The 26945-nt window shown below is 35.4% G+C and carries 26 protein-coding genes; 11 read left to right on the forward strand and 15 right to left on the reverse strand.

The genetic code is table 11. The features are described 5' to 3' along the window. Positions 1 to 30: 30 nt before the first annotated feature. On the forward strand, positions 31 to 672 hold the full coding sequence (locus AC07N0_RS02625; protein WP_492800687.1) for a response regulator transcription factor: 642 nt from the start codon (positions 31 to 33) through the stop codon (positions 670 to 672). 154 nt (positions 673 to 826) lie between these two features. Here AC07N0_RS02625 and AC07N0_RS02630 read toward each other — a convergent pair whose 3' ends face one another. Both AC07N0_RS02630 and AC07N0_RS02635 read right to left on the reverse strand, forming a co-directional pair. Next, positions 827 to 1762: a metallophosphoesterase family protein gene (locus AC07N0_RS02630; RefSeq protein ID WP_494588004.1), complete on the reverse strand. Its 936-nt coding sequence runs from the start codon at positions 1760 to 1762 to the stop codon at positions 827 to 829. A gap of 107 nt (positions 1763 to 1869) precedes the next feature. Beyond that, positions 1870 to 2805 carry an ATP-grasp domain-containing protein gene (locus AC07N0_RS02635; RefSeq protein WP_494588005.1) on the reverse strand — a complete coding sequence of 312 codons (936 nt, stop codon included), beginning with the start codon at positions 2803 to 2805 and terminating at the stop codon, positions 1870 to 1872. Between the two features lie 361 nt (positions 2806 to 3166). Between AC07N0_RS02635 and AC07N0_RS02640 the strand changes: the two genes are divergently transcribed. The 3 genes from AC07N0_RS02640 to AC07N0_RS02650 all read left to right on the forward strand — a co-directional run bounded on the left by AC07N0_RS02640 (position 3167) and on the right by AC07N0_RS02650 (position 5927). Beyond that, on the forward strand, positions 3167 to 3853 hold the full coding sequence (locus AC07N0_RS02640) for a response regulator transcription factor (RefSeq protein WP_309915847.1): 687 nt from the start codon (positions 3167 to 3169) through the stop codon (positions 3851 to 3853). A gap of 64 nt (positions 3854 to 3917) precedes the next feature. Continuing rightward, positions 3918 to 4751, forward strand: a complete 834-nt coding sequence (locus tag AC07N0_RS02645; protein ID WP_492800690.1) for a UDP-2,3-diacylglucosamine diphosphatase — start codon at positions 3918 to 3920, stop codon at positions 4749 to 4751. 12 nt (positions 4752 to 4763) lie between these two features. Further along, the gene (locus AC07N0_RS02650) at positions 4764 to 5927 is read left to right on the forward strand and encodes a glycosyltransferase family protein (RefSeq protein ID WP_494588007.1); all 1164 of its coding nucleotides are present in this window, start codon (positions 4764 to 4766) and stop codon (positions 5925 to 5927) included. Between the two features lie 137 nt (positions 5928 to 6064). On the opposite strand, the gene AC07N0_RS02655 is transcribed toward AC07N0_RS02650, so the two are convergent. The 5 genes from AC07N0_RS02655 to AC07N0_RS02675 all read right to left on the reverse strand — a co-directional run bounded on the left by AC07N0_RS02655 (position 6065) and on the right by AC07N0_RS02675 (position 10633). Next, positions 6065 to 7054, reverse strand: a complete 990-nt coding sequence (locus AC07N0_RS02655; RefSeq protein ID WP_494588008.1) for an alpha/beta hydrolase — start codon at positions 7052 to 7054, stop codon at positions 6065 to 6067. A gap of 81 nt (positions 7055 to 7135) precedes the next feature. Further along, positions 7136 to 7933, reverse strand: coding sequence for an alpha/beta hydrolase (locus AC07N0_RS02660; protein WP_494588009.1), 798 nt, complete (start codon positions 7931 to 7933; stop codon positions 7136 to 7138). A 29-nt stretch (positions 7934 to 7962) separates the two neighbouring features. Continuing rightward, positions 7963 to 8457: a DinB family protein gene (locus AC07N0_RS02665; RefSeq protein WP_494588010.1), complete on the reverse strand. Its 495-nt coding sequence runs from the start codon at positions 8455 to 8457 to the stop codon at positions 7963 to 7965. A gap of 141 nt (positions 8458 to 8598) precedes the next feature. After that, the gene (locus AC07N0_RS02670; RefSeq protein WP_494588011.1) at positions 8599 to 9183 is read right to left on the reverse strand and encodes a Crp/Fnr family transcriptional regulator; all 585 of its coding nucleotides are present in this window, start codon (positions 9181 to 9183) and stop codon (positions 8599 to 8601) included. 175 nt (positions 9184 to 9358) lie between these two features. Further along, positions 9359 to 10633 (reverse strand): ComEC/Rec2 family competence protein, encoded by a 1275-nt coding sequence (locus AC07N0_RS02675; protein WP_494588012.1) that lies wholly within the window; start codon positions 10631 to 10633, stop codon positions 9359 to 9361. Positions 10634 to 10911: 278 nt separating this feature from the next. Between AC07N0_RS02675 and AC07N0_RS02680 the strand changes: the two genes are divergently transcribed. Both AC07N0_RS02680 and AC07N0_RS02685 read left to right on the forward strand, forming a co-directional pair. Further along, positions 10912 to 11787 (forward strand): pirin family protein, encoded by an 876-nt coding sequence (locus AC07N0_RS02680; protein WP_494588013.1) that lies wholly within the window; start codon positions 10912 to 10914, stop codon positions 11785 to 11787. After that, on the forward strand, positions 11784 to 12089 hold the full coding sequence (locus AC07N0_RS02685; protein WP_494588014.1) for a hypothetical protein: 306 nt from the start codon (positions 11784 to 11786) through the stop codon (positions 12087 to 12089). Before AC07N0_RS02680 ends, AC07N0_RS02685 begins: the two co-directional genes overlap by 4 nt. A gap of 52 nt (positions 12090 to 12141) precedes the next feature. On the opposite strand, the gene AC07N0_RS02690 is transcribed toward AC07N0_RS02685, so the two are convergent. Next, the gene (locus AC07N0_RS02690) at positions 12142 to 12669 is read right to left on the reverse strand and encodes a C40 family peptidase (RefSeq protein WP_492800699.1); all 528 of its coding nucleotides are present in this window, start codon (positions 12667 to 12669) and stop codon (positions 12142 to 12144) included. A gap of 359 nt (positions 12670 to 13028) precedes the next feature. Here AC07N0_RS02690 and AC07N0_RS02695 point away from each other — a divergent pair, with 359 nt between their 5' ends. After that, the gene (locus AC07N0_RS02695) at positions 13029 to 13391 is read left to right on the forward strand and encodes a DUF4180 domain-containing protein (protein WP_494588015.1); all 363 of its coding nucleotides are present in this window, start codon (positions 13029 to 13031) and stop codon (positions 13389 to 13391) included. Positions 13392 to 14098: 707 nt separating this feature from the next. Here the strand turns inward: AC07N0_RS02695 and AC07N0_RS02700 are convergent. Both AC07N0_RS02700 and AC07N0_RS02705 read right to left on the reverse strand, forming a co-directional pair. After that, positions 14099 to 15028, reverse strand: coding sequence for a sugar phosphate isomerase/epimerase family protein (locus tag AC07N0_RS02700; protein ID WP_494588016.1), 930 nt, complete (start codon positions 15026 to 15028; stop codon positions 14099 to 14101). 140 nt (positions 15029 to 15168) lie between these two features. Next, complete coding sequence (locus AC07N0_RS02705) at positions 15169 to 15963, reverse strand: carboxylesterase family protein (RefSeq protein ID WP_494588017.1); 795 nt, start codon at positions 15961 to 15963, stop codon at positions 15169 to 15171. A gap of 134 nt (positions 15964 to 16097) precedes the next feature. Here AC07N0_RS02705 and AC07N0_RS02710 point away from each other — a divergent pair, with 134 nt between their 5' ends. Further along, positions 16098 to 16820, forward strand: a complete 723-nt coding sequence (locus AC07N0_RS02710; protein ID WP_309915566.1) for an NUDIX hydrolase — start codon at positions 16098 to 16100, stop codon at positions 16818 to 16820. Positions 16821 to 16959: 139 nt separating this feature from the next. Here AC07N0_RS02710 and AC07N0_RS02715 read toward each other — a convergent pair whose 3' ends face one another. After that, positions 16960 to 17529 (reverse strand): YceI family protein, encoded by a 570-nt coding sequence (locus AC07N0_RS02715; protein ID WP_494588018.1) that lies wholly within the window; start codon positions 17527 to 17529, stop codon positions 16960 to 16962. A 52-nt stretch (positions 17530 to 17581) separates the two neighbouring features. Next, positions 17582 to 20113: a TonB-dependent receptor gene (locus tag AC07N0_RS02720; RefSeq protein WP_494588019.1), complete on the reverse strand. Its 2532-nt coding sequence runs from the start codon at positions 20111 to 20113 to the stop codon at positions 17582 to 17584. A 310-nt stretch (positions 20114 to 20423) separates the two neighbouring features. On the opposite strand from AC07N0_RS02720, the gene AC07N0_RS02725 reads away from it, so the two are divergent. Together AC07N0_RS02725 and AC07N0_RS02730 are read left to right on the forward strand one after the other, a co-directional pair. Next, a complete protein-coding gene (locus AC07N0_RS02725; RefSeq protein WP_494588020.1) occupies positions 20424 to 21455 on the forward strand; it encodes a sensor histidine kinase in 1032 nt (343 codons plus the stop codon). 102 nt (positions 21456 to 21557) lie between these two features. Continuing rightward, positions 21558 to 22295, forward strand: coding sequence for a LytR/AlgR family response regulator transcription factor (locus AC07N0_RS02730; protein ID WP_494588021.1), 738 nt, complete (start codon positions 21558 to 21560; stop codon positions 22293 to 22295). A 138-nt stretch (positions 22296 to 22433) separates the two neighbouring features. On the opposite strand, the gene AC07N0_RS02735 is transcribed toward AC07N0_RS02730, so the two are convergent. Continuing rightward, on the reverse strand, positions 22434 to 23825 hold the full coding sequence (locus AC07N0_RS02735; protein WP_494588022.1) for a GH1 family beta-glucosidase: 1392 nt from the start codon (positions 23823 to 23825) through the stop codon (positions 22434 to 22436). A gap of 363 nt (positions 23826 to 24188) precedes the next feature. On the opposite strand from AC07N0_RS02735, the gene AC07N0_RS02740 reads away from it, so the two are divergent. Beyond that, the gene (locus AC07N0_RS02740) at positions 24189 to 24587 is read left to right on the forward strand and encodes a T9SS type A sorting domain-containing protein (protein WP_494588023.1); all 399 of its coding nucleotides are present in this window, start codon (positions 24189 to 24191) and stop codon (positions 24585 to 24587) included. A gap of 296 nt (positions 24588 to 24883) precedes the next feature. Here the strand turns inward: AC07N0_RS02740 and AC07N0_RS02745 are convergent, their stop codons facing one another. Together AC07N0_RS02745 and AC07N0_RS02750 are read right to left on the reverse strand one after the other, a co-directional pair. After that, positions 24884 to 25459, reverse strand: coding sequence for an HD domain-containing protein (locus AC07N0_RS02745; protein WP_494588024.1), 576 nt, complete (start codon positions 25457 to 25459; stop codon positions 24884 to 24886). A 15-nt stretch (positions 25460 to 25474) separates the two neighbouring features. Beyond that, positions 25475 to 26944: a SusD/RagB family nutrient-binding outer membrane lipoprotein gene (locus AC07N0_RS02750; RefSeq protein WP_494588025.1), complete on the reverse strand. Its 1470-nt coding sequence runs from the start codon at positions 26942 to 26944 to the stop codon at positions 25475 to 25477. Position 26945 lies beyond the last annotated feature (1 nt).

A 26945-nucleotide genomic window follows, 5' to 3' on the forward strand; every position in this document is an offset into this window, starting at 1 on the left:
AATATACATTTGCTAAATATTAATCACGTAATGGTACGCATTTTATTAGTTGATGATCATAAAATTTTCACTGAAGGTGTTGCTTCACTGTTATCGACAGAGGCAGACTTTCAGGTGGTAGGAGAATGTAAAACAGCGAAACAAGTTAAGACTTTTTTACAATCAAATAGCATTGATGTGGTTTTGCTAGACATCAACCTTGGGGAAGATAGTGGGCTGGATGTTTGCAAATTTATTTCGGACAATCATCCGAAGGTGAAAGTATTAGCGATGTCGATGTATAATGATGAGAGTTTTATCACTAAAATGATTAAAAACGGTTCGTCGGGATATATTTTGAAAAATACTGGTGGTGAAGAGCTTCAAAAAGCTATCAGAACGGTGTATGAAGGCAATACCTATCAAAGTGAGGAGGTAATGAATATCATTATGAGGGGGTTAACTCGTCAGAAACAACAAGAGAAAAGTCTTTATCAAATTCGTTTTACCCGTAGAGAAAGAGAAATACTCGATCTTATCGGGAAAGGTCTGACGACTAAGGAGATTGCTACTACACTCTTTATCAGTGATAAAACTGTAGAGACTCACCGAAGTAATTTATTAGCAAAATTCGAAGTAAAAAATGTAGCGGGCTTGATTAAGCTTGCTATTGAATATGGGTATTTGAAGTGAGAAGTTGTGAGTTAGTGAATTTATCATTTAGTGAATGAGTGATTTGTGATTTAGTGAATATTATTAATTTTATATAAGTACAAATTCATAATTCACTAACTCACAATTCACAACTAATATAATCACTAAATTACAATTCACTCAATCACACCTATTAATAACTCACATATTGATTAGTAAACGAGCCATCGTCGTATAAATCAATTACAGCATAGCCAGCTTCTGTATGCTGATACTTTCCAAACCACCAACGCCCCGATACAGCTCCATTACAACAGTAAGAAACACCGTTATAATCAACACGGTCGCTTAAATGTATATGACCCGACACGGCGAGCTTTACATTTTTATGGTGATGAAAAAGTTCTGCAATTTGTTTAGAATCTGTGTGCATCCAACTCCCTGGCACTTCCCATCGTCCATCTTTTTCTTTCATGTTATTACCATCAAAAAAAACACAGGCTGCCAAAATCGGAATATGCGATATTACCATCGTTGGTTTATTGTCAGGTAAAGCTTTCAGGTCCTTTTTTAGCCAATCGAATTGTTCTTCATCCAAATTAGCCGTATACCACGAGCCATCCTTCTTTTTCTGAACGCTATCTAGCATCACAAAATGCCAATCGTTATTGTCAAAGCTATAATATGGTTTTGCTAACCCCATTTCGTCCATTGCCCATTTTTTCCCATCATCAAAACTACTTAGGCTATCGCCCTCGCAACAAATATCATGGTTGCCTACACTATGGAAAACAGGTAAGGAGTTTTCAGCTTTTAGTACATCATTAAATAAATCCCACTGCTTTTTTACATTCCCTTTTCTGTGTTTATGGGCATCCATCACACAGTCGCCAGAATTGATAATCAAATCAGGTTTTACTTCATTTTGAATATGATGTAAACATCTTGCAAAACCTTTAGAAGAATTCACTAAAGGAATTGCTTCTTCGATATGTACATCAGTAATATGAGCCACCCTCAATACTCTTTTAGGAACAGCTAGTTTGTCTTCTTGTGCTTTTACTAAATTCGGAATGGATAAACCGCCAGCAACAAGCCCCATCTGGCGAAGTAAATCACGTCTTTGCATCTAATTACAGTTTGGTTGCGCAAAGATGGGCTTTTAAGATAACCTCTTAGTTTTCTGACAATTAAGCCTTTGTAAACTTTATCTATTGTTTGTAAAGGAATTGTAAACTAAGCCATTTCTAATTCAATAGGTTGGTTATAGGCTATTTGAGTCACTAGTAAAATTCTACGGAAGAGTTCTTTCAAGTCAATCCCTTCGTTTTGGGCGATACTTGGCAAGAAACTACGAGCATCCAGATTAGGCATTGTATTGATGTCTAACACATAAATCTCACCATTATGAATACGGATATCTGTTCTAGACATCCCTCTTATTTTCATGGTTTTGTGTAATGTCAATACTTTATGCATGATTTCGCTTTTGATACTTTCTTCAATATCAGGATTCAGGATTTTTTCGGTTACTCCATACGATTGTCCCGCTATATATACTTCACGGTCGTCATCAGGACGAATTTCTAAAGGCGTCAATGCCATATAGTCTGTTCCATTTTCGTTCGGAATTACGCCTACCGTAAATTCACGACCAGTAATATAAGGCTGTATGATATAGTTTTCTTTTTCGAGTAATTCCTGATAGGGTATTTCAGAGGCATCGAATACTAGCATATTCAGGTGTAAACTTCCCATTCGGTGTTTTACGATATAACGTTCGTATTCTAAAGTAGCTACGTCGCTCAACTGGATGATAGGGGGCGTTTTTACATCGATTTCTTCACAGATTTGTGGAAGATTCATCTTATCCTTAGCAAGTATCTGTATATCATAAGTACTGGCTGTATGTTTGATGGCATGGCTATCTAACCAACGGGCTATATCTGCTTGACCAGCTTCACGGAAACCATAGCATACATTAAAAACCATGTCGAATTGCTTTAGAAAATCTGCAAATTCTGTCGTAAAGCCCACAAAATGTGTTACATAAGGGTAATAGTTTTCGGGCGTAGCTTTTAGGAAAGTAGCGATGGTACTTCCGAAAATATTTTCTTTCCACGGCGTAAAGGTGGAGTCAGAATAAAGAAAAATGAGTTTTTGGGCTGACATGATTTCATGATTAATATTAGAAATCGAAAATAATACGCTCAGGAATATTCTATGATTATCAGATAATTATGGATATGTTAATTTTCCGTCATTCTTTAATCCTTTACGAAACCATAAAGTGCTGTTAATGATACGGTTACATTGAAAATGTATTTTTGCCTAGAACTTAAAACAAATCATCTCATGCAAAAAGCAAGACGTTATCTGACCGTTTTTCAACGCAATTTTACTTGGTTTATGACATCAATGTTTGTTTCATAATAAACATAAAGAAAGCATAATTCAACCTTAACACTGAGATAATCTTGGAACAGTAAGTTTGACTAAATTTTTGAATCAAACAGTTTTTAAGATTATAAATATGATTGACCTATCGCTGAAAATTTTGTTGGTTGACGACGACCCAGATATTCTAGAATTACTTGAATACAACCTACAGAAAGAAGGTTTTCAAACACGTACCGCCGAAAATGGTCTTCAAGGTATTCAAGTGGCACAAGAGTTTTTACCAGATATGATTTTGATGGACATTATGATGCCCATCATGGATGGCATAGAAGCTGGGCGTATTATTAAGCAATCTAAAGAGTTGAAAAACTCTTACCTTATTTTCTTGACCGCCAGAACAGAAGAATATTCAGAAGTAGCGGCCTTTGATATTGGCGCCAATGATTATATCATCAAACCTGTCAAACCAAGGGCTTTGATTAGCAGGATAAAAGCTGTTTTCCAAAGAAATATTGCTGATACGGTAGATGAAGAAAAGGTGGTTTTAGAAGATTTGATAATCAATCGCCAGAATTATTCTATTGCCGTAAAAGAATCTTCATGGACTTTGCCCAAGAAAGAATTCGACTTGCTGATGTTTTTTGTTAGTAACCCTAACAAGGTATATACGCGCGACGAAATTCTTTCAAGTGTTTGGGGGAAAGGCATTCACGTAACTGAACGTACGGTAGACGTACATATACGTAAGATTAGAGAAAAGATTGGGGAAGATTATATCCGCACTATCAAAGGAGTTGGTTATTTGTTCTCAAGAAACTAAATCCTTAACAATCCTTTAATATTCTAGCAATCATTGGGTTAAAGTAAAATTACAATTTTGGTTTATGAAAACGCCAAAACAATATAAAACCGTCATCATATCTGATGTTCACCTAGGCTCAGAAGGTTCAAAAGCTAAAGAAGTAACTGCTTTCTTGAAGAGTATCTCGTGCGAAACCTTAATTATGAATGGCGATATTATTGATGGCTGGCAACTCAAAAAGGGTGGTTCATGGAAGAAAAAACACACTGCTTTTTTTAGGGCTGTATTAAAAATGATTGAGAACCATAATACTAAAGTAATCTACTTGAGAGGCAATCACGATGATTTTCTAGACCAAATTATTCCTTTTCAGTTAGGTAAATACTTTACTGTTCAGCGCGACTATATTCTACAGTCGGGCTCAAAGAGTTACCTTATTACACACGGTGATATTTTTGATTCTGTGACCTCTCAAATGAAATGGCTTGCCTATTTAGGAGATATTGGGTATACCTTTTTATTATCTATCAATAAGCTGTATAATCAATACCGTAAGTGGCGAGGGTTTGAATATTATTCTTTTTCACAGAGAATTAAGCAACGAGTGAAAGAAGCCGTGAATTATGTATCGGATTTTGAAGAGAAATTGACGGAGTTAGCCCGAGCAAACCATTGCGAAGGCATTATTTGCGGACATATCCATAAACCAGATATACGTCTTATTCAGGAAATTACCTATATGAATTCTGGCGACTGGGTAGAATCGTTAACAGCGTTAGTAGAAGACTATCAAGGGAATTGGGACTTGCTCTATTTACTCCAAAATAGTCTGGATTTAGAAGAAGAATTATCAGATGAATTAATAGATTCTGAGGCCATGAAAACTGCCAAAGGAATTTTTATGAGTATCTCTTAAAATATACCCAATATGAGTAAGTATCTATTCGTCGTACAAGGAGAAGGTCGTGGACATTTAACACAGGCTATTTCCCTTTTTGAAATCTTAACGGCTGCTGGGCACGAGGTAGTTTCTGTAATGGTGGGTATGGAGGATAAACATCATATCCCTGCTTTTTTTAAAGAAAAAATTAATGCTCCTATCAATACTTTCCCTGCTCCTAGTTTAGTTTACGGACAAACCAAGGCTGTAAAAGTATGGGATACGATTAAAACGCATGTTTTAAGACTAAAAAAATATCGTAGAAGTGTTCAGTTTTTGGCAGAACAGGTTGAAGCATCTCGCCCTGATGTTATCGTGAATTTTTATGATATTATCTGTGGTTTGTATGCACAATTCCACCGTCCAAATATTCCTGTAGTTTGTGTGGGACATCAATATTTGTTGTTGCACAATCAGTTCGTTTCATTGCCCGACAAAAAGATAGACCGTTTTTTATTAAACCTCAATACCCGTCTTACCTCTCTTAATTCAACTAAAAAATTAGCTTTGTCTTTCGTAGAAATGCCCGAAGACAAAGCTAAGCATATTGTAGTAACGCCACCACTTTTACGAAAAGAAGTGAAGGCGTTAACGCCAACAGTAAAACCTTATTTCTTAGCCTATATTACTCACCATAAATTGGGGGAAGACATTATTAATTGGCATTCCGAACATAGAGACATCGAAATTCATTGTTTCTGGAATAATCCTGATTTTGGGAATGAATGGCATTGCCAAGAAAACCTTACTTTTCATCAAGTAAATGCCGAGAAGTTCTTAACCATGATGCAAAACTGTTCAGGTTTGGTTTGTACGGCTGGTTTTGAATCTGTTTGCGAAGCCATGTATTTAGGCAAACCTATCATGATGGTACCAGTGCCAAATCATATAGAACAGCAAATTAATGCCCTAGATGGCGAACGTGCAGGAGCAGGCATTGCAGATACTACCTTCAATTTCTCTCGTTTTATTGAATATGTGCCAACTCACCAGAGTATTAGCCACACCTTTCAGGCTTGGCAAACACAAACTGCACAGGTATTCTTGAAAAACTTAGAAGAAGTATCGCAGAAAAAAGTAGAAATATATACTTTCAGAAGAAGCTCTCAAATAGGGAGATACTTCCGTAGGTCTTTGGGTTCTACTTTATAGCACATAAAAAATCTCATTAGTAACGGTCATCAACCTAGCTATACGTTCTGTTCTTCTTTAGACAATAAAATTTTTTATCCCTAGCGAGGTACTTAAGTATCTCGCTAGGGATAAAAAATTTTAACTTATCGGCTTTATTATTTCAAAGCATATTTAATTTCATTCGCTGCTTGGCGTAACGCTACTTGTACAGCAGGAACATCGCTTAAAGGATTCAATAAACCATAATCGTGAATCATTCCTTGCATTCTTACAAGAGTAACATCTACGCCTGCTTCATCCATTTTTCTGGCATAATCTTCCCCTTCATCACGCAATACATCGTTTTCGGCTGTTTGTACATAAGCAGGTGCTACGCCTTTTAAATCTCCTAAAGTTGCTTTTAGGGGGGAAGCATATATATTGTCTCTTTCTTCTGTAGAGATATAATTATCCCAAAACCATATCATCATGTTTTTTGTCAGGAATCTGTCTTCGCCATATTGATTATAAGATTCTGTTTCAAAATTGGCATCTGTCACTGGCCATAACAACACTTGTAGCTTTAACTCAAGTTCTTTTTTATTTTTTGCCATAAGTGCTACTACAGCAGCCAAGTTCCCTCCTGCACTATTCCCCACTACGGCTAGTTTTGAACCGTCAATATTAATTTCATCGCCATGTTCTGCTACCCATTTAGTGGCAGCATAAGCTTCATTAATTGCTACAGGAAATTTCACTTCTGGAGAACGACTGTATTCCACAAAAACTGCTGCAACACCTGAATAAATAACTAAATCTCTTACAAAACGCTGATGCGTAGCAAAATCACCCAATACCCAGCCTCCGCCATGAAAGAACATAAAGGCAGGTAATGTTTCCTCTACGCCTGTTGGTCGAACAATATAAAGTTTTATAGAAAGCCCATCTTGTTCTATTGTTTTCTCTGATACATCGATACCTGATATGTCTACCTCTACTGATTTTTGTGCACCTTCTAATACCTTACGGGCTTCTTCAGGTGATAATTCTTCCATGGGTGTTCCACCACTACTATTCAGGGTGTTTAAAAAATCTTTCGTTTGAGATTGAATTGCTGGATCCTCTGCGGGGTCTATGCTATTATTAAGTGTTGCATTAGTTTTCATGATTTCAATGTTTATATGTGTTGAGAATGATCAAGAGCCCTACGATTGACTCATTGAACATTCCGCGTAAAAAAATTATACCTAGCTGTTTTTTTGCAACCAATCATAGATATACGTTGCATTTTCTTTCCAAGTAGGTAGACCCACCACAAAGTGATTACGTCCTTCAAATTCTTTATAGTCGGTTACAGAGCCATTATCTTTTGCATATCTCTTATAATTACGCATATTGAGGTGGGCAGGAATAATATTATCCTTGCTTCCAGCTACAATCAATAGCGGAGGATGCGGTTTATCAAAGTCTACTTTGGCGGCACTCGTTAATCCTCCACGCGCTACTGTTTTTGATTCAGGGATGGTATTTTCATCATAGGCTTTTTGCTGTTCTTCCAAAGGCATATCGTTTACAAAAGCATACTGCCAATCTTTAAATGACATTAGATAGGTTTTCTTCAAAGAAGTAAATAATCCTAATGATTTCCAGCCAGCTTTCAAAAATGAAAACTCATAAGGGAAAACACCTAGCGGAGGTACAGGATGAAGCACGGCTCCTGCAACAACTAATCCACGATTAACTAATATTTGTGTGATAAGTCCTCCTAATGAATGTCCAATAGCAATAGGTTTTTCAGGAAGACTCTTGGCAATGTTAGCGTAGTGGTCTACTAGTTCATCGAGTGTCAATGCTGCAAGGTCGGTATCATTGGGTTGTCTATCTCTTAATTCTTTGGCCGTACCATTTTTATAAGGCCAAGCTGGGGCAAGGGTGTTATAGCCTTTGCTTTCAAAATATTCTTGCCATTCTTTCCAGCCTAAATTGGTTACGAATGCACCAGTAACGAATAAAATTGTTTGGGGATTTGATGTTTGCGTTTTCATGGTTGTTTTGATTTAAAAATGAATATTAGTTAGTTTTTCAAATAAATAAGTTGTCCTAAATGATAGCTTAAATGGTTGGTTCTGTTGATTAGAATATTGAGTTTGTTGCGTTGTGGTTCTTTGTTAAAATCTTCGTCTGTCATTGCTAGGTGTCTGGTAAACCATTCATTCACGGGCATGTCCTTAAAATGTTGACTCAGCACTTCATTTACTTTTTGAAGATTCTCTTTCAATGTAGCGATAGATGGAAAAGTCAAACCAGCTTTATCGGCATTATCAATAAATATATGTTGGAGATGTGGATACAATTTATCCTGTAATCCTAGCAATGGTAGAATGCCATCGCTCACTGCTATTAAATGACCAAGGATATAAGTACCCGTATTTCTTCCCGAGGCTGTTTCTGATAGAAGCTCTTCGTCAGAAAGTCCGTTCAAGAGCGCCACTAATCTTCTATTTTGTAAGTCCCAGTTGGCAATTACCATACTGACAAATAGTGTTTGTTGTGTTGAGTCATTTTCCATCTTTATTGCTTTAATCTTCTGTAAATGTGTCGTTTAATTACATTACAAAGTTGCAACATTTGATAAGGCAAAGCCAATGACATAAAATAAGAAATGGTCTTGACAAATGTCAAGACCATTGGGTGTAATTACGATAAATGTCTATTTAGAAAGGGCATTCTTACGGATTCTGCTAAGGGTTTCGGCAGAGATGCCCAGATACGATGCAATCATATTTTGGGGGAAACGTTGAAAGAAAACTGGATGAGTTTTTAATAAGTCGAGAAAACGTTCTTCAGCAGTATAGCTAATCACTGAATGAATCCTTTTCTGAGAAGCAATTTGCCCTCGTTTGTCTAGTTCTTGTGTCATTTTTTTATACATGGGCGACACCTCCATGAGGTATAAAAAATCTTCTCTTTTTATCTGTAACAGTTCTACCTCCTCAAAGGCCTCTATATTATAGAGCGAGGGCGTTTCCATTTCAAAGCTTTCTCTATCCATCATCCACCAATTCTCGATTCCAAAGCGAATAATACGCTGGTTACCTTTATCATCTGTGGAATACTGACACATAGCTCCTTTAATAATAAAGGATAAATGTTTACATACGTCTCCTTCTTGCAGTAAGTATTGTTTCTTTCTGTATTTCCTTGAGGTGAAAACTGCTTTAATCATTGCATATTCATCATCAGAAAGGTCGGTAGCAATTAGTTTATTAATATATTGACGGAGTATATCGTACATGATGTGTTAAAAGTATAATGGCTTGTTGAGGTATAATAAAACGAGTAGTTAATTTACTCCTTTTTCTGTACACTTCAAACTTATGTTATATTTCTAAAAACAATATGTATGATATACTCAATTGACTCTGAGTATATTACAAAAAACCTTTACTTGTACCCATCTCTCACATACATTATTGGCATTGAAATGGACCGAAAGTTTTTTTGATGTTGAGTTTATTATCTATTGTTTCTGCAATTAAAACATAGAACGTTTCTCCTCCAGGCAAAACCCTTATAATGGTATGTCCAAACATACTTTTAAAACCATCGGTAAACCAAAAACCTATTGCTGCTTTTGTGGCTTCTTGGATATTAGTCGCAAAAAGATTCTTTTTTCCTTTATAAATATGGTCTGAGATAAGCCTATGGACAACTTCTTCTCCGGGGTGATTGCTACTCCAAGTTTGTTCTACGACTACTTGGGGTTGTAGATTCCTAAGAAAATTTTCGTTGGTAGCATCTCTGCACCCATGGTGATCCAACGTGGTTACTTCTACTTTACCAACAGCTTTGGAGATAGGCGTTTCTACATCAAACCATGTTGGTAAACCATATCCTTGCAAACCTGTATTATCTCCTCCCGTAAAATAATCAAACTTACCATAAGATAGCTTGATGGCAAGGCTTAAAGGGTTTTCGTTAAATCTTTTTTTGGCATCTAAAACACTATCTGCTGTAAAGAACTCAAAAGTTTCGTTCCCATTACCTGTCCAAATAGTGCCATTGGCTTTTATTCCCCGAACCTTAAAACTTGGATACTTTGATGGATTGTTTTTTAACACTATTTGGTCAATTGCTCCTACTTTCAATTGTTCGCCGATGAGTCCATTATTTTGTTTTTGGTATTCTATGAATTTTTGTAGATTCAAGAAAATACTTGGTTCATTTTTGTAAGCTACTTTTAAATCTGTCGGGAAATTATTGTAGGGATAATTCCTATCAATCAACTTTTTGATAGGTACTAAATCACCCACTTCGGTAATACCCGATAGTTTATAAGCACCATTAGTAGCCGTTTTAGTGCCAGCGTTGATAATGCCCATGTGGTCGTCATGATAATGAGTAATCAGGGCATAATCAATAACAGGTCTCTTGGGCAATATTTGTTGAATATAATCTGCAATCCATTGTCCCGCAGTTTTAGTATTATTAGGATAAGGAAGTGTATACGTAAAGGGCCAACTATTTCTACGAAAAGCAACATCTCCAATATCTCCAGCATCAACCATCATTGTGGTTCCATCAGGCAAAGCAAAGAATGTCGAAACGCCACTTCCAGTAACAATATGATGAATATCTAAATAGCCTTGATGCCATTGAATATTGGTAGTATCTGGATTTATTTGTGCTTGAAGCGTAGTAACGGACGCACAAAATATCAAAAACAAGAATATGTAACTTTTCATCAATATTGTATTAGGTTGTTGGGTTGAATGATGTGTATAAAGCAATCTAACTATAAAGAAGAGAGTAGCTAATTTACGCTTCAATTTGAGAAAGACTTTAACATAATAGTAAATTATATCTTTTTCTTTTATTTCTCTAAATGATGAAATTATGATAGCATTAATTTTGTAGAAAAAGAAACGCTTATAAATAAACAATCATTAAATATCTTGTCCTAGTTCAATGTTTCGGAAATATTGGCACAGTAATTTTGACTCAAGAAAAAACAAACACGACGATGGACAGAAAGACATTCATACAAAAAGGCATTACAGGTACTGGTATTTTTGCAGCAACTGCTGCTTTGGGCAATGTAATCAAAAACGATATAGATGAGTTACAAGAATTGGATATTATCGGGTTTAATCATATTCCTAATACTCCTTCAAAAATACTAGAAAACTCTGTTTTACATAAAGCTGATTCTCGTGGACATGCTAATCATGGCTGGTTAGATAGCAATCATACCTTTAGTTTTGCTAATTATTATAACCCAGAACGTATGCACTTTGGCGTGTTGAGGGTTTTGAACGACGACCGTGTGGATGCGGGTAAAGGCTTTGGCAGACATCCGCATGATAATATGGAAATTATCTCTATTCCGCTTGAAGGGAACTTAGAGCATAAAGATAGCATGGGAAATGTGGCGATAATTAAGCAAGGAGATATTCAAGTAATGAGTGCAGGAACAGGCATTTATCACTCTGAATACAATCAAAGTCAAGATAGTTTGGTGAAATTCTTGCAGATATGGGTTTTCCCTAATAAAAAGAACGTTACGCCACGTTATGACCAAATTACGTTAGATACCAAAGACAGGCATAATAATTTACAACAAATATTATCACCCAATCCGGAAGATGCAGGCGTTTGGATTCATCAAGATGCATGGTTTCATTTAGGGACATTTGATAAAGATTTTGAAAAAACGTATCAAATCAAGAAAAAAGGAAACGGGGTATATGCGTTTGTATTGAAAGGAAGTTTTGATATTGAAGGGTTTGAGGTAGCGAACAGAGATGGCTTTGGTGTTTGGAATGTAGATAGTTTGCAAATAAAAGCGATTAGTCAAGACGCAGAAATATTATTAATGGAAGTACCGATGTCGATATGAAAAAATTTGAAATTTTAGTACTCGGAAGAAATGTTGAAATCCACGAAGTAGTACTGCGATTAATCAACAAAAATGAAGCGTGGTTGGCTACAGGAGCATTAACAGACGCAGAAGTATTTGCAATATGCGAGGCAAAAAACTTTGATATGGTATTATTAGGAAGTGGAATAGAAGAAGAATCGGAAGAAAAACTAAGAGAATATTTCCTAAATATTAATCCACATCTACCCGTTGTACAACATTACGGTGGCGGAAGTGGCTTATTACACTGCGAAATTCAGCAGGTTTTTGAAAAGATTTAGTTAAGAAATGAGCGCAGAATTAGAACAAAGTCTATTCACGAATCGCCAATTACTAGTTCTTAACATTTTTAATTTCTGGAGTATGCAAAACACGCTTGATGCCCATAAATCTTTTTTGGTAATAAGCGGCATCTAAATAATCATAGCGAACACCACCGTTCCAAGCTGAGTGAATAAACTTAATATATTTGTCGGTTACTTCGGTAACAATTCCGACGTGACCGACTCTTTTCCCCTTCGCATTATGTCCTTTGAAGAAAATCAAATCACTGGGCTGAGCATCCAATCTTGATACTGAATATCCCAATAGACTTTGAGCAGCGCTACCATGCGGTAAAATCATCCCAAAATTCTGGAAACAATAGCGGACAAATCCTGAGCAATCAAAACCTTTTTTAGAAGTTCCACCCGAGCGGTATCTTAAGTGAAGATGGTCGTTAGCGAAATCGAGGAGATTATTTACAGTACCTAGCGTGGTATGTGAAGCTTTATTTTGAGTGGAATCTTTTGGTAAAAATTGCCCAAAGATAGTATATTGTAACCCTATACAAAGTATCGTAAATAAGACTTTTTTCAGCATAATCGTGTGGTTATATCTTAAAATCGCGTGGTTATATTTAATAATACTGTAACTAAATTAACAATAAAATTTTAAAAACAAAAATTATCTTCTTTATTAAATCCTATTTCTATAACGTCATTAAGTGTTTTTACGTATAAATTTCTTTAAAATTTACTGTTTTCTTACTTCTAAAGAGCAATTATTAACATATTAATGATAACATTTATTAAAAATAGATAGCCTGTTTTTAGTAGACCATTTATGGATGTATTGTTGGAAAACTCTTTGCTATAGATTAATTTTCGGTATTTTTTTTTGTTTTAAGCTTCCTGCAAAAAACAAATGCAAAGCCGTATTAAGCTATTTAAATAACAAAAATGGAAATAAAAACACATGAAGTAAATACCATCAAGATAGCGGAGGCAACGGCAGATTATATTTTTATTAATCATGCACAAGATGGATTAGACTTATTAGGAAATCTATATTATCAGGGCTTTGACAACATCATCATTCATCAAAAAAACATCACTCCAGATTTTTTTGATTTAAAAAATGGCATTGCTGGTGAAATACTTCAAAAGTTTTCAACTTATCGTGTTTTTTTGGCTATCGTTGGAGATTTCAGCCACTACACCAGTAAAAGTATCAAAGACTTTATTTTTGAAAGTAATAAAACAGGACGTATTAACTTTGTTAATGATGTTGCTGAGGCTTTGAGTTGTCTTGGGAAGGGATGATATAGCAACAATTCTAAGAGAACATACTATCACCCAAGATTAGAAATTCCGACAAAATCATTAAATATGAAAAGTCCATTCATTATAAAATTATTCATAATTATAGGTCTAGTTTTTAGTAGTAATCAAATATTTTGCATTCAGCAAAATGAAAAGTCAGATAGGTAAAATTTAATAGGCTTCTGGTTTCAGCCTGATTCAGCCTTTTTAAATATTAAATTTTACCCAAATGGAAGATTTGAGTTTAATGATTATAATCTAAAATTAGATAAAGAGGAATTGTTAAAAGGGAAGTTCTCTTGTGTTGGTATATGACGATAGACCAAAGCAATCTTTTAATTTTATTAAAGGTATTGGAGCCGATAAGAATTTCTATATAAAGAAAAAGGGGTATTATTTCGTAAAGCAAGTTTTGTGATGTAGACTGCCCTCGCTTGAAGTGGCGTTTTTCACTATGTCAATGTGTCTGACATTCTTAGAACGCGACGCCTATTCCGCAATGGCTAGTGGTATATGAGTACACAACTTGGAAATAATTATAAAATGCGTTGCATTTGTGCAATGTAACATTGCAGTATACTCTGACGTAGTGTAAGAACACTACGCTAAGCGATGGGTATATAAGCACCAGACTTGGATTACCCCAAACATAAAAAAACCACGTCAGCTTATCCTAACGTGGTTTATAACTTCCCTGAAAATTTATACTAACTAATTATTTTCTTTAAATTACCAAAGCTTGTACCAAGGTTATTGATAGGTGATGGAGCACCGTCTTGTTCTACAAAAAGGTGTTTTACACCCGCTTTGTCTGCTGCGGCAAAAATGGCTTTGAAATCCACAATCCCTGTGCCTACTTCAACAGGCAATAATGTTTCTTTGTTTAAATCTTTTACGTGAAATAATGGAAAACGACCTGGATGTTTTGCAAATAGTGCTGGAATGTTTACCCTAGCTTTGGTTGCCCAAGCCAAATCCAATTCAAATTTCAATAAATCCGCACTGATTTGTGACGTGAATATATCAAATGGTAATTGTCCATCTACTTTTTCAAATTCAGCAGTATGATTATGATATACAAAAGTCAATCCTGCTTTTTTACAAGCCTCTCCTGCCTTTTGAAGTATCTCTAACGACGATTTTATGTCTTCTGAAGTCTTCACAGGAATACTAGCACATACTAAATACTTTGCTCCGCCTTCTGCTACTTCATCTACTACCTGCTGTGTATCGTTCATCAACGATTTCATCGGAGGCATCTTATTTAGCATTTCAGCATTAGGGTTTACAGCAGCTCCCGGCTTAGGTGCTGGCATTCTGAAAGGCGCACCCATAATATGGTGTGCTTGCCATGTCATTCCTAAATCGCTCACTACTTTCGCAAATTCTTTGGGTTTCATTCCATAATATCCACCCTTCATGCTAAAGGCTGATTCTATTTCTTTGTAGCCAATATCTGCAATCTGCTTTAATGTACCTGTTACATCCTTATCAATTATCGACATCGTGGTAAACAACTGCACACCAAAATTCTTAGGCGTAATTTTATGTCCGAACGCATCGGCCAAATTTGGCAAAAGCATTCCTCCAAGGGCTAAAGCTCCTGTATTTTTCAGAAAGTCTCTTCTATTTTGCATAGTCGTTGTTGTAGGTAATGTAACAGATTTTTAAATGCGTTTATTTATTTATTTATTTATAAAAATGATATTGGATAATAAAGAGTATTTACAGAAGCAAAATTGACATCGCCTGCCATAAGGCAGGCCTTAGTCGGAATTTATAGTTGTACTTTTTTTCTTTTATGAGCAAACAACCAAGGTAATAAGTCGGGTTCTTGAAATACATTATCCCAACTATTATGCTTTACGTTTGGGTACTCAGTATATTTTACATCAACCTTAAGTTGTTTTAATTTTTCAACCATTTTACGAGAGTTATTCACATCTACTACTTGGTCAGCATCGCCATGAAAAACCGAGAAAGAAGTTCTTTTTACTGATTTGTCATATTTTTCTACATCGCCTCCTCCGCATATTGGAATGGCTGCTGCAAAAACTTTTGGATAACGATATACTGTCTCTAAAGTCCCCATGCCACCCATCGAGAGACCAATGATGTATAACCGAGATTTATCTACACTTTCGTCCTGACAAACCTGTTTTACAATATCCATGAAGCAAAGCATTGGAGTAGTGGGCTGGTTATGATAATCAAAGCCAAGCGTAATGGGCGAAGTACTTCTGTCTACTTTTACTGAAGCCCAATAACTATCAGTAGGACATTGAGGAGCAATAACAATACATGGAAATTTTTCCCTATTTTCATCTTTTAAAAACAATGTAGCTCCGTGTGTCAGTTGTTTTTCATTATCATTGCCACGCTCGCCAGCACCATGAAGAAAGAGTATCAATGGGTACTTTTTACTTTTATCGTAGTCTTTAGGATATAATATGCGATAGGGCAATTTAAAGCCATCTGAACGGACATATTCTCTCTTCTCATACTTGTCGAGGTCCTGAGCAAAAACACCCGTATAACAAAGTAGTAGGAAAAAGCCTAAAAACTTTTTCATATTTATTTTTTAAGATTAAATAGTATTAAATTTATTGTATCATTGCGGTACAATAATACTTGAACCTTTTTATGTTACCAAATTTTTCTTTACATTTATCTAAAATTCGCTTAAACATCTCAAATATTTGAATTATGAGTACTAAAACTCGTGGATACGACTACCTCCCAGGCATTTCTATTGATTGTGTAATCTTCGGATTTCATGACAATCAATTAAAAATATTATTATTAAATTTCAAGAATACAGATTGGCTAGCAGTACCAGGTGGATTTATCAAAGAAAGCGAGAATTTAGAAGAAGCAGCGCAAAGAATTTTAGAAGAACGAACGGGCCTAACCAATATTTATCTGGAGCAATTTTATGTTTTTGGGGATAGAGATAGGCGTGATAATGAAATGTTAAAGTCCTTAATGAAAGCTGTTGATGGAGTAGAGCTTAGCCCAGACCATTATTTAATGACTCGCTTTTTATCAATTGGTTATTATGCTCTGATAGATTTCACAAAGGCAAACCCAACACCTGATTATACTTCTGATTCATGCCAATGGTATGACATAGATACGATTCCTACTTTGATTTACGACCATTCGGCGATGGTAAAAAAAGCATTAGAAACCCTTCGTTTCTTTTTGGATGAAAAACTAATTGGTTTTAATTTATTACCAGAAGTGTTTACAATGAACGACTTGCAAAATATGTACGAAACAATTTTAGATAAAAAACTCCTTCGTACCAACTTTCAACGCAAAATGTTGAGTTTGGGAATTTTAGAGCGATTGGATAAAAAAATGACAGGTGCTGCTAATAAAGCCCCTTATTTGTATCGATTTGTAGGAAAAGAAAGTAATGTTTGATTCAAAAACCTTTATAAAGAGAACAGGCTTGCCGTAAAACAGCAAGCCTTTCTTTTTTTCAATCAAAAACACAATTTTACATGTGTTTCAAACTGATTATGTCGATGAAGAAATAATCATTGATTAAATCTTGATATTCTTATTCTTTACCGAATTCACCTACGGCTCTGATTTCAATGTCTTCACTTACTACTGCCCCTGGCATTCCACCCACACCAAAGTCAGTACGTTTGATAGTTCCTGTTAATTTAAACCCAGCAATTGGCTTTTGAGTTCTCATGTTTTTTCCAACACCATTCAATGTTAAATCAAACGTTACTGGTTTTGTAACACCTTTCAATGTAAGGTCACCAACCAATTTATATTTTTTAACATCTACTTTAGTGATAGAAGTACTTTTGAAGCTAATTTTTGGAAATTTCTCAGCATCAAACATATCTGCTTTCTTCAAATGCCCATCTCTCATTTCATTATCAGTATCAACGCTACTTACATCTGCTGAAAATTCAAACACTGCATCTGTAAAATCTTCTTTTGATGAAGTGATGGTTGCATCAAAAGTTTTGAAGTTACCGTCAACTTCTGAAAGCATTAAGTGGGTAACAGTAAAGCCTACTTTAGAGTGAGCTTTGTCTACATTCCACTTTTGTGCAAATGATGATGATACTGAAACAACTAGTGTTGTAATTAAGATTGCGATTTTTTTCATTGTATTAGATTAATTAGATAAGATTAAATGTTTGATTTTACAAATTTCATACTTAATTATTAGATTCACCACCTTTTACATCATCATTTTTCACAGATTTTGATTTTTTCTGTTCAACGAATTTCATATTTCCAATCTTATAAGAGAATGTCAATTTTATGTTTTGGTTATAAATATTATTAACACTTTTCTGATTAAACTGAGCAGTATTCAAGGTTGAGGTCATCGTCATACCACCAAAGAAATTTTCTGCAGCTAACCCAATACTTCCTCTTTTATTGTTAATGTCTTTTTTAACACCTAACGAATACATTCCCATTCCATTTTGTGAACCTTGTAATTGTACTTGGTTTCCACGGTAACCCCCGAATGCTTGAACGCCCCATCCATTATTTAATTGTAATTGCGATGTAATTCTTCCGCCAATTGTTAAGCCTGTATTGCTAATGGTTGAAAAACCACCTGTTGCGTTTGCTACCTGACCATCTAAATAATTATAATAAATATCAATTCCTCCGTTCAATGACCATTTCGGTGTAATAAAGGTATTTCCGAAAAGGTTTGCTCCAAGCGTTTGTTGTCTACCGATGTTTTGAAACGTTGTCACGATTGCTCCTGCAAGAGTATCAGACGGTGCGCTGATTCTAACAATTGAATTATTTGTTTGACGACCAAATAACGATAGGTTCAAATATGTTCTGTTGATATTTTTACTCAAGCTCAATTCAACGTTGTTGGTAATTTCTGGTTTTAAGCTCGGGTTACCAATCGTAATGTTCTGTGCATTAGAAGCATTGAAGTTAGGGTTCAACTGCTGTAAGCCTGGGCGTTGGATACGATTGTTATACGCTAATTTCAAGGTTGCAGTTCCTAAACTCTTAGAGATATTGATACTTGGTACCAAATTTCCATAAGAAGGAATATTGATTGAGTTTACATTCGTTACTGCATCAATCGTTGTGTATTCATAACGTGTTCCTACTTTAAACGTGTACTTATTTTTAGTAGAATAAGTATATGAAACATATCCCGACGAAATAGTTTGTTTATAGTTCAACAAACCTGATGGGTTTCTAGCATCTGTACTGAAACCTCCTGTGCTACCTGCATATAGATACTGATAGTCGCTATCAACTTGACGAGTAATGCTTTTTAAACCAACCTCAAACATCTGGTTTTGCTTGATTGGCGTTTGATAATCCGTCTGAACAGTAATCTCACGGTTAGTATTTCCGTTGATGTTTTTCTGGCGACTTAATAATTCACTTGCACCATTCAAGATGTTAGCATCAAAATTATTCGTTAAATTATTCTGACTGAACTGAGTTGAAATAGACCATTCTTGTTGAGGTTTGAATGTTTTGATATAATCAACATTTATGTCAACTGAATTGGATAAGTCTTTACTATCAACATCTCTGTAAGAAGTAGAAGTCAAGTTGTTGTTTGAAAATAATTTTGTAACGTACTCTTGGTTACGATCTAAATTTCTAGTACCAAAAGCTATTGAAGAGCTTATTGATTGTGTTTTTGAAATTTCATAATCAAACCCTAAGTTATATCTTCCAAACAAGCCATTATCTTTCGCATCAGAACTTTGTTGTGTTAGCTGAGTCACACCGTCTTTCACTGTTGATTGCTCTAACGTTGTTCCTGCTTTATTGTAGAACAATCTACCAAAGCCTCCTAAAGTAATTCCTAATTTACCATGACGATAGCTACCATTTAATCCTAAGTTAGAAGCACGAAGTCCTACACCTGAATCAAGATTAAGGGTTAATCCTTCAATAGATGATTTTTTTGTGATGATATTAATGATACCAGCAGAACCTTCAGCATCATATTTTGCAGATGGCGAAGTAATCACTTCTACTGTTTTGATTAAATCAGCAGGAATCATCTTCAAGGCATCAGCAATGCTACTTGCCACAATAGTTGACGGTTTGTTGTTTATCAATACTTTAATATTAGTCGTTCCTCTTAAAGAGACATTACCATCTAAATCTACCGAAAGCATCGGCACTTTTTTCAAAATATCTGAAGCATCTCCTCCTTTAGCCAGCATATCTTTTTCAGCATTATATACTAGGCGGTCTACTTTTTCTTCAATCAATGATTTTTCAGCTGTTACTGTTACGCCATCAAGCATTTGAGAAATAGGCGCCAATTTAAGAATGCCCAAATCAATGTCTTTACCTTTTTCAACTTTAATATCATTAATGGTTTTGCTTTCAAAACCGATAAACGAAATCTGTAATTTATAATCGCCCACGGCTACTTTAGTCAATGAAAACTTACCTTTATCATCGGCCATTGTTCCATCAACAGGTTTGTTGGTAGTTTTGCTGATTAAAGAGATATTGGCAAACTCTACTGCACTAGTCGCTGTCGAATCGATGATAAATCCTGAAATCTTTGAATTACCTTTTGGGGTATTTATTTCAAAGCTTGGTGTATTTTGCTGACTCGAACGGTTTCTGCCGTTGCCATCTCCTCCTCCTCCGTTTGGTGGTCCTCCAAATTGGGCTAATGCGATTCCACTCGTTGTGAAAATGATTAGGATAAGGCTTAATAATTTTTTCATTGCTGTAAAATATTTTGATTGTTATGAAAAAGCTTTCTTAGTTCTTTTTAAAATTGATGCACAAAACAATAACAATAAAATGAGATTGAAATCAGCAATAGACAATCAGGGTGAGAAAATCGACAATTGGGGCTTAGGCACTATAACGAGGAATTGTCGGGATTTTAGGGCAAATTATCGGATAAAACAGCGTAGTTGTCCAATAGTTTGGTCAATTGAAGTACTTCTAAACAATGTAAAGTATTTATCTAAGTTTTTTTACAGAAATTTGATTTGTACTTTACCAAATTAGTTATTTTTCATTCAAAATATGCAAGCTTATATTCAACGAAACAGAATCTTACTCATTCATCTATCTTTCTGGTGGGTGTATTTTTCTTTTTTTTACTATCAGGTAAGCTTTGGAAAACCTGGGGAAGAAACAGACCTTACTGAGGCCTTAGTTACTACTATACTCCACATAGGTTTTATGGCTACTTTAGCTTATATTAACTACTTTATCTTTTTGCCACGCCTTATACATAAAAAGAATCTTCTTGCCTACCTGCTAGAATTCCTTCCAGTGTTTGCCATTTTTATCACAATCTATGTATATATAAAAAGATTTCAAATGGCTAATAACGAGCATATTGGATATTTTTACAGTATAAAGTTTATCGTTCAACACTCTGTAGGGACAATATTCATTGTAATTTTTGTGGGAATGTTAAAGTTTGCAGAAGATTGGCTGGAACTGGAAGCAAAAAGGAAAGAAGTAGAAAACGAAAAACTGATGGCTGAGCTTACTTTTTTGAAAGCTCAAATCAATCCACACTTTTTGTTTAATACCCTGAATAATCTCTATTTTTTGGCTTTTACCAATTCGCCCAATACTACGGAGGTAATCGCTAAGCTATCGCAGATGATGCGCTACATGATTTATGATTCAAATCATGCGAAGGTATTATTAAGCAAAGAAATAGAATATATCGAAAACTATATTAGTCTTGAAAAGCTACGTTTGAACAATCAAATTCCAATAACTTTCGAGATTGAAGGAAATATCAGTCAAACCCAGATTGTACCCTTGATTTTGATTACTTTCTTAGAGAATGCTTTCAAACATGGCGTGAGCAATAATTCTACGGATGCTTATATCATCGTAAAGTTATCCGTAACAAAGCAAGAATTGATTTATATCGTAGAAAACAGTAAATTAAAGTCCTCAAATCATGAAAAGTCTGGTATTGGGCTAAGAAATGTAAAGAGAAGACTAGATTTAAGCTACACCAACAAATATCAGTTGGTCGTAGAAGATACTGACAGTGATTATAAGGTAAATTTGACGCTACAAATTGATTGAGTGAGTTGTGATTGAGTGAATTAGTGATTATTAATACTTGCTTAATAATAGATTTTTATAATCACCAATCACTAAATTACTCAATCACTAAATAATAAAATCATGTCTCATACTTGTATAATTGTAGAAGATGAACCTTTGGCGCGTAGTTTAATGGAAACTTACGTGAGAAAGGTGCCGTATTTACAATTAGTTCAATCTTTTTCAGATCCATTAAAAGCATTGGATTTCCTCAGAGAGAATACCGTTGATATTTTGTTCTCGGATATTCAGATGCCTGAAATTACGGGGATTACACTATTGAAAATCTTACAGAAAAAGCCTTTGATTATTCTCACAACGGCTTATTCTGAATACGCTATTGAAGGCTATGAATTAGATGTATTAGATTACCTGCTTAAGCCTATCACTTTTGAGCGATTTCTAAAGTCGGTAGAGAAAGCTTCATTGCGGTTGAATACAGCCGTGCAAGCACCAGTAGTGAAAGAAAAAGTGGTGAAAGAAGTAATCATCAATCAGCAAGAAGCCACACAGGCGTTCATTTTTGTGAAAGATGGGACTAAACTTGTAAAAATTCGCTTGGCAGAAATTATGTATATAGAAGGGTTGAAAGACTACGTAACGATTTATACTACCCAACAAAAAGTAGTTGCCTTACAGACCTTAAAAGCTTTAGAAGCACAATTGCCCGAAACACAATTCGTCAGAATCCACAATTCTTATATCGTAGCACTAGAATGGATAGAATCTATCCATCGAGAAAAAGTACAAATTGGAAAAGTATTTTTGCCAATTAGCGATACTTATAGGAAGTCGTTTAAGGAGTTTATTGAAAGGTAATTTAGCTGTGAGCTTTGAGCTATCAGCTGTGAGTTTTTTTGTTTGTTGACGTATAGTGATTCCTACAAATTAAGTTCACCCCCCATCCCTAGCGAGGGACTTAAGTCCCTCGCTAGGGATAATTCTCATTGCTCATAGCTACCCTAAAAACTCCCTAAACCACTTCCCAGATTTCTTCACAGTTCTTTGTTGTGTTTTGAAATCTATGTGGACTAAACCGAATCTGGGTTTGTATCCCTCTGTCCATTCAAAATTATCGGTGAGTGTCCAAGCTAAATAACCATTTATCTTTACGCCATCTTGTTTAGCTTTCAGGATATGCTGTAAATAGCTTTGGTAGAATGTTACTCGGTCATTATCATCAATATTTCCGTCGGATAATTCATCTTTAAATGCTGCTCCGTTTTCTGTCACAATTATTTGCCTAATGTTCTTGTATTCAGCAAATTGCTTCAAAATATTATACATCCCGTCAGGCGAAATCTCCCATCCCATATCTGTTACACTTTCTATCTTGCGGGCTTTAGGTTTTACTTCAAGTGCCTTTAAATAGGGTATCCAAAAAGCACCTTTTACGACCAATTTAAAATAGTTTTGCACGCCAATGAAGTCAAAATCGAATTGTAATTTCTCCATATCGCCTGCATGAACATACTTTTTAACCATGTTTTGAAGAAAAGGCAACTCATGTACAGGATAACCCAAGCCCAAAGTAGGTTCAAGAAATAACCTATTCAACAAAGCATCTATACGTTTGGTAGCTTTTATATCGCTCTCAGCATTGGTATAAGGCTCAATGAACGAACATGAGAAAGTAGTACCTATTACTGCATCAGGTACATTCTTACGGATAATTCTTCCACCTTCAGCTTGACACATGGCTGCATGGTGTACTGCTGGCAAGAAGTTTCGCATACCCAATCGCCCCGGAGCATGGTAGCCAGTCATGTAACCCAAGCCCGTAAAACCTGCGGGTTCATTCAGTACCATCCAATATTTTACCTTTGAAGCAAATTCGCGTGTGACTACCTCACAATAATCCGAAAACCAGTCGATAATATCTCTGTTTGTCCATCCCCCCTTATCTTCTAACGATTGAGGTAAATCCCAGTGATACAAAGTAACATAAGGCTCTAGTCCATTTTCAAGGCAACAGTCTATTACCTGATGGTAGAACTCTAAGCCAGCCTGATTCACTTTGCCAATACCATGAGGCAAAATGCGTGTCCAAGCCATTGAAAAACGGAATGTATTGAAATTGAGCGATTTTGCTAATAAAATATCTTCTTCAAAACGATGATAGAAATCGCAAGCGACTTTTGCGTTCTGATGGTCTTTGATTTTATTCTTTTTATGGGAAAACTTATCCCAGATAGATTCCCCCTTACCATCCTTGTCCCAAGCACCTTCGTTTTGAAAAGAAGCCATCGCTACGCCCCAAGCAAAATCTTTCCCAAAAGCATCTTTTGAAAAAGTATTTTCCTGAACTATCGCAATGGACGACGGACTAATATCTTGATTATCTTGCATTTACACTTAAAATTTTGGGATGCAAAAGTAAGTATAAAATTCGTTAAAGTTATGTTAAATTTTTAGGCTAAGGCTTCATCTAACATATTTTCTATTATTCTATCTCTTAAAATTGTTTTGGAACCTTTATTAACAAACGGAATAGTCAAAACCATTCTTTCTTTGTTTATATTTTATCCTCATCCCACCAAAATCACCGTTTATCAATTCCGCCAACCGACCATTCCTTTTTGTGTTGAAACTATCACACCATCTGCTAATTTTGAATCAACAATCTAACAACAAAACAATTTAATTAACTAATTAACAGGTATTTAACCTCTATACAATCAGAATTTTAACCGTATCTAAACAAATCAGAAAATGAAAACTTTTGCACAAATTATCGCTATCGCCACTTTAACTACTTCTTCTATATTTGCTAATCCTACTATTGGTGAAACAAATGTAAATGCGAACAAAACAACTAATTTCGCTATCGGCATGTACCAAAGCGTAGGTACTTTAGATATGCACTTAACACTTGACAAAACAGTAGGCAAAGCCGTTACTGTAACCATTAAAGACAAGGATGGTAAAGTTGTTCACAATGAAAGAATATCCAAAAACGCTCGTACATATCATGGTAAATTCGACCTTCAAGCTTTAAACGACGGTACGTATTCAGTAGAAATTACAGATGGTACTGAAAAGATTACTCGTACTATCAATATTAACTCTGCTCAGCCACAAGAGGTTACAAGAACAATCGTAGTTGAATAATATCAAAACCACCTATAACATCATTTAATTATAGCACAAACATGAGTCATCCCGAATTTTAAAATCATAAAAAAGCGGTCGAAAAATTAATTTCGACCGCTTTTTTATGATTGATGGGCAACGAATTCCTACTGTTTGAGCGGAGCGAGTTTAGGAATTCTTGATTTTCTTTTGTTACTTTTCTTTTATCAAGAAAAGAAAAGTAAGGACAAGACAATAATACTTATAAAGCCTCCAAAATTCACTATTTTATCAGAAAATTCGGGGTCACTCATGTTTATTGTATTAATGGAAATCTAATTCAATCGATAACCAATATGTTTCCAAGCCATTTGCTTATATTTTTCTAACGATGGCTTTTCAAAATCTACTTCTTTAGCTTTATCATCCCAATCTCTCATTCTGATGTACAAATCAAAAAGAGGCATTCTTTCAAATACTATTGCTTCCTCTTCTGTCATTACACCTCCTTGATACTCCAATGTTTTCTTGCTGGCTTCTGATAATTTGCTGTAATAGTCAGGATATTTGAAGGTCAAATATCTTTTTGCTTCCACATGATTTCTCACGAGTAATGCTATTCTATTAGAAAAACCATTTTTGTACAAGAAATTAGCACCCGCTATTTCATGCCTGATATTTCCTAAACCATTCATTTCATTTCTATTGGGTAAAAAATGCCCAATATCATGAAAGAAAGCCGCCAAGATTACTTCTTCGTCATAGCCTTCCTCTTCTGCTAACATGGCAGCTTGAAAGCTATGTTCAAGGATAGTCAATGGCTCGCCAACGTATTCGTCTGCTCCATTGATTTCGTAAAGTCCAAAGATAGAATCAAGTCTTTGACGGAGGATAGATTCAGAGATTGTCATTTGCTAATCAGTATTTTATTTAATAATCCACATAGCAGCATTGATATTATCGCTTCCTGCATACTGGCGAGTAACAGCCTCATTTAAATTATCTGCATTTGTAGAACCTTCTGATTGTGGGTATCTGTAACGTAATGGAATTTTTGTACCATTACCAGTACCAACACCAATTAAGAAAGCTGGCACGCCAGTTCTACGCCAGTTGTAATAAGCTTCGTAACCTGAATTTTGGAAGAAAGCTATATACTTCTGTGATAAGATTTGCGTTAAACCTGTAGCGTTGTTTCCTGCATATTTTACGGATGTTTGTGCTAAATAAGCCGTAGCATCTGAAATACCATAGAACGACATTGAAGCTTTTACGCCACGCTCGTACCAATCTTGTGCATTTCCGCTTACCCATCCTAGGTTAATTGCCTCAGCAATGTTAAAACACATTTCAGGATAGCTTATCAAAAACGTGTTTTCACCTATATAAGAGCTATAATAACGCTTATGGCTTTGGAAAGAATATTCGCCACGACCTGCTTTTGACGACATATCAGCCAAATCTTCGCCTGAGCTTGCCCCTACGTATGCTTCAAAATCAGTTGCCTTTAAGCCTTTTGCAATTTGTGCGTCCGCTGGTTCTGCTACCTCAAATAAACGAGGGTCATGATTATTTTTCAATAAGTCGATATAGGTTTTAGCCATATTCTCACGCGTTGCATTATTCCCTAAGTTATCAGGGTTACGTGGATATTTGTTATTTACACCCCATACATATTGTAAAGATTCTGACAAATCAGTCATCAATGGGTATTTTGTAGGATTACCAATAACAGTAGCAAAATCTTGTTTTACTTTCAAATCAGCATCGTCTGCTTTTTTGCTTAGGTGAATCAATACTCTTAATCTAAAAGTATTAACGGCTTTTTGCCATTTTCTTAAGTCGCCAGCATAATAAATATCGCCATCTAAAGATTTATCACCTGCTACTATCAAAGCTGCTAAGTCTGAATTAGACTCTTCCAACCATTTTAATACTTGAACAAATACATCTTTCTGAGTATCGTATTTTGGTTTATCTACTTCGCTACCTTTCAAGGCATCTTTTACAGGTAAATCACCTACTCTTAATGTCATATTTACATAAGAATATGCTCTTAAAAATTTACCTAAAGCCGAATATGGGTTTAATGCTTTTGCACCACTTTTAAGAGCTTCTTCTTCTAATTTCACTACGTTTTTCAGCGTAGTAAACTGTAAAGATGCATATTGCCAGTTATACTCGTTAGTATCGTAATAAGCATAATTTGAACAGTAAAATTGGTTATTACGCATCGTACCGTTCCAAGCACCTTCGTTCATTCCGTTCAATACACTTCTTAAAATAATAGAAGAAGGGACAGAGGTTGGTAAGTTGGGGTTTTTCTCCAACAATTGGTAATCACTACAGCTTGCTAAAAGCGTGATGATTAGAAATGAGAAAATATATTTTTTCATG

The organism is Arcicella sp. GW821-FHT09D11, from assembly GCF_059416265.1.